This window comes from Cytophagales bacterium, assembly GCA_019456305.1.
GTDB lineage: Bacteria > Bacteroidota > Bacteroidia > Cytophagales > VRUD01 > VRUD01.
This window is the reverse complement of the sequence record VRUD01000141.1, coordinates 1-3,880: the sequence shown is the minus strand read 5'-3', so window position 1 is coordinate 3,880 and position 3,880 is coordinate 1. Positions and strand designations below refer to the sequence as shown.

The window sequence follows — 3,880 nt, the reverse complement described above, 5'->3', positions numbered from 1 at the left end:
CATATTGCAACCCATGGGGTTATCAATGAAGAAAAAACCAAACTTTCCGGATTATTATTGTATGGGGATACAACTACTGTTGAAGACGGGATTTTGTATGCCGGAGAAACATACAATCTTAAACTTAACGCCAATATTGTGGTATTAAGCGCCTGCGAAACTGCTTTGGGAAAAGTTCAAAAAGGAGAAGGAATTATCGGTTTGACAAGAGGATTTCTTTATTCGGGCTCCACTAATTTAGTTGTATCACTGTGGCGTGTAGCAGATGAATCAACTTCAAATCTGATGATAGATTTTTATAGCAGGCTCATCAGTAAAAAATCAGTGTCACAATCAATAAAAGAGGCGAAGCTGCAAATGATCAAAGATGGCAAAAACGCTGCACCTTACTATTGGGCGCCATTTATTTTGATTGGAAGCTGATACGAATAGGTGTAATGCTAATATACTAATTCATACTAATTATACTAATCCCGCGCATAAATTTAATTAACTATAGCATTTTTTTCTAAATTCCAATAATTAAGTTTATGTGCGGGACTAATGAAAAGCACTACCTAATTATTTTGCTGTGTCCTCTTCTTTATTAGTATCATTAGTATTCATTCGTATATTAGCATTTTATTGAGTATTATTATTCCCGTACTCTGGATTATGAAACACTTCGAAGACAAATACCGCACCCCAGACGATTTAGAACTATTTGCTCAGGGCTGGGAGCCGCAAGATAGTCCTAAAGCAGTGATTTGCCTTGTGCATGGCTTGGGAGAACATAGCAGCAGATATGTCCATCTTGCAGAATACATCACTGATAAAGGATTTGCTTTGACAGCTTTTGACCTGCGCGGGCATGGAAAGTCAGATGGCAAACGGGGGCATACGCCTTCTTACACAGCTTTGCTGGATGATATAAAACTTTTTTTAGATAAGACAACAGATCGTTTTCCTTCTTTACCACAGTTCTTGTATGGTCAAAGTTTTGGCGCAAACCTAATCATCAATTTTGCAATAAGGGTATGTCAGGTGGAAACCCCGAGGAATTCGGGGCAGGCACCCGACACCACAACACCACCCATAAACGGGATCATTGCATCTTCCCCCTGGCTGCATCTTTCTTTTGAACCGCCTAAGATAAAAGTGATCCTGGCTAAGATGATGAACAACATCTTGCCGTCATTCAGCCAATCCAGTGAATTGAACACTAAAGCGCTTTCACGAGATCCTGAAGTGGTCAGCGCTTATGAAAACGACCCCTTGGTTCACGATCTTGTATCCGCCCGCCTTTTTATAAGCGCTTATCAGGCAGGGCTCTGGGCTCTGGAACACGCCAATGAATTAGAGATACCCATACTGCTCATGCACGGTAGTGACGATGAGCTTACATCGCCAGCAGCCAGCAGCGATTTTGCTAAAAGATGTGCAGCAACACCGCAACATGATGTAACTTTTAAGATGTGGGAAGGTTTTTACCACGAAATTCACAATGAACCGGAAAAGCTGCAAGTGTTTGCGTTTTTGACAGAGTGGATGGAAAAAGTAATGACGAATGACGAATGACGAATTACGAATTCGAATTTCGAATTTCGAATTTCGTACTTTAAAATGTGTAATCTGTGTTTAAAATATTCCAATCATTTGAAAAGCTCAAAGTCCTTATTATAGGAGACGCTATGATAGACTCCTATTTGTGGGGAGGAGTAGAAAGGATCTCTCCGGAAGCGCCTGTGCCTGTGGTAAAAGTGCAGAAAAGAGAGCAAAGGCCCGGAGGAGCAGCCAATGTAGCATTAAATGTACGATCATTAGGAGCAAACCCGGTGCTTTTTTCAGTAATTGGTGATGACCTTGAAGGAGATAATTTTCTATCATTGCTCAAAGAGCATCATTTATCTGCCGATGGTATTGTAAGAGGCAAAAAAAGGATCACCACCATCAAGCACAGGATCATTTCAGGTTCACAGCACCTGCTGCGTGTCGATTCCGAAGATGACAGCGCCATTTCTGAAGAAGAAAAACAGCTATTGCTGAAAAAAATTCAAGAAAATATCCCGAAAGCCGATGTGATCATATTGCAGGATTATGATAAGGGGTTGTTTGACAAACAATTGATCCGTGATATCATCAGCGCTGCTAACAAAAATTATGTTCCAACAGTGGCTGATCCGAAAATCAGGAATTTCTTCCACTACCGGGATGTATCCCTGTTTAAGCCCAATTTAGCAGAATTAAAAGAATCCCTTCACCTGGATATTGACCCGACAGATACAGCCTCTTTAAAGAATGCTGTCAGGTCACTGAAAGAAAAAACTTCTATACATTCTGCTCTTATAACATTATCTGATAAAGGAATTTTCATTGACCATGAAGGCACTGCAGCGCTTATACCTGCACTGAAACGCGAAATCTCTGACGTTTCCGGGGCAGGCGATACCGTGTTAAGCATTGCAGCGCTGTGCCTGTCGCTTAAATTACCTCCTAAACTTATTGCCAACCTTGCCAACATAGCAGGAGGGCTGGTCTGTGAGCATGTGGGGGTAGTACCGGTAAATAAAAAAGACCTGTTAGACGAAGCGATGAAAGAACATAACCTGGTTAATTGATTAAAAAACAACTTAAATTGTAATCATTATTAACATCATGCATCAAATTATCAGTTACTGGATGCTGGTTACTGGGTGCTGGTTGACCCTATTATTATTAATTTTTGCAATATATTATCTTAATGCAGCCCTTTATTCACAATAGGACGTACTTTTCCTCTTTTTGTCTATTCTTCTCTTTATCAAGTGGTTATCTTTTTAGTACAATCATCCCGAGTACTCGGGACCGGAAATCCTAAATTCAAACATATTACTATCTTAAAAAGGGGACTCTGATGGGACTCCTTAAAAATATTAGAATATATTTTTAAGGAGGAACTATAGTAGTTCGCACACATCAGAGTCCCCTGTTCAGGTTTTTGGTATGACTGCCTGCAACGTGTAGGCTTTTCGAAAGGCAAGCAGGTACGAAGTTTGTATTGGCGGTCCCGAGTACTCGGGATGATGGGACTGACAAAATGAAAACATCTGAATTAGTATGGAGGTAAAAATATTACAGATTTTCCCGGACTTTTAAAAATTTATTTTTTTTATTGCATCGGGTTTTAATCTAATTTAAAATAAATCTTTACGCCTTGGTTTAATTTTTTTAATAAAAGTTTTAAAATATTTGTTTTATTAAAAAAAGTGTTGTATACTTGGTGGCTCAAAGTTATATTTAAACCGGTGATTTGTTCCATTTTTTGGAATATACCTGGTAAGTTTTTGGTTTTGTTTTTTTAGGATTAGAACGTATAAAAATCAATAGACATGAACAATTTAAAACCAATAATCGTAATTTTCCTCGTGGGTTTAATCACTTTATCCTTTAAAGCAAAAGCCCAAAAGTGGGACTCTGTGGGAACGCAAATGAATGGTAGTGTCGTACAAGCATTTGCTGTAGATACTGTTAAAAATATACTTTATGCAGCTGGATTTTTTACTAATGCCGGTGGAGTAAGCGCAATTTCTATTGCGCAATGGGATGGGATAAGCTGGGATTCTTTAGGATCAGGTCTGACACCTTTTGGTGTCTTTGCATTAACCATTTTTAGAGATACACTCTATGCAGCAGGAGCATTCACTAACGCAGGTGGAGTAAGTGTCAATCGTATTGCTAAATGGGATGGTACAAGTTGGGCTCCAGTGGGAGCAGGGATAAATGGTCTTGTTAGAGCCTTAGCAGTTTACAATAATGCGCTCTATGCAGGAGGAGATTTCACTACTGCAGGTGGAGTGAGTGTTAATAATATTGCTAAATGGGATGGGACAAGCTGGGATTCAGTGGGAACAGGGATGAGTAC

At 39.5% G+C, this 3,880-nt stretch carries 4 protein-coding genes; all 4 read left to right on the top strand.

The genetic code is table 11. From position 1 onward, the window contains the following. Positions 1-423: CHAT domain-containing protein (locus FVQ77_17300; GenBank protein ID MBW8052060.1), on the top strand; the 423-nt coding region annotated here is incomplete at its 5' end. A 231-nt stretch (positions 424-654) separates the two neighbouring features. Continuing rightward, positions 655-1,557, top strand: a complete 903-nt coding sequence (locus FVQ77_17295) for an alpha/beta hydrolase (GenBank protein MBW8052059.1) — start codon at positions 655-657, stop codon at positions 1,555-1,557. A gap of 113 nt (positions 1,558-1,670) precedes the next feature. Beyond that, positions 1,671-2,597: a D-glycero-beta-D-manno-heptose-7-phosphate kinase gene (locus FVQ77_17290; protein ID MBW8052058.1), complete on the top strand. Its 927-nt coding sequence runs from the start codon at positions 1,671-1,673 to the stop codon at positions 2,595-2,597. A gap of 750 nt (positions 2,598-3,347) precedes the next feature. Then, the coding region (locus tag FVQ77_17285) for a hypothetical protein (protein MBW8052057.1) at positions 3,348-3,880 on the top strand (533 nt) is incomplete at its 3' end.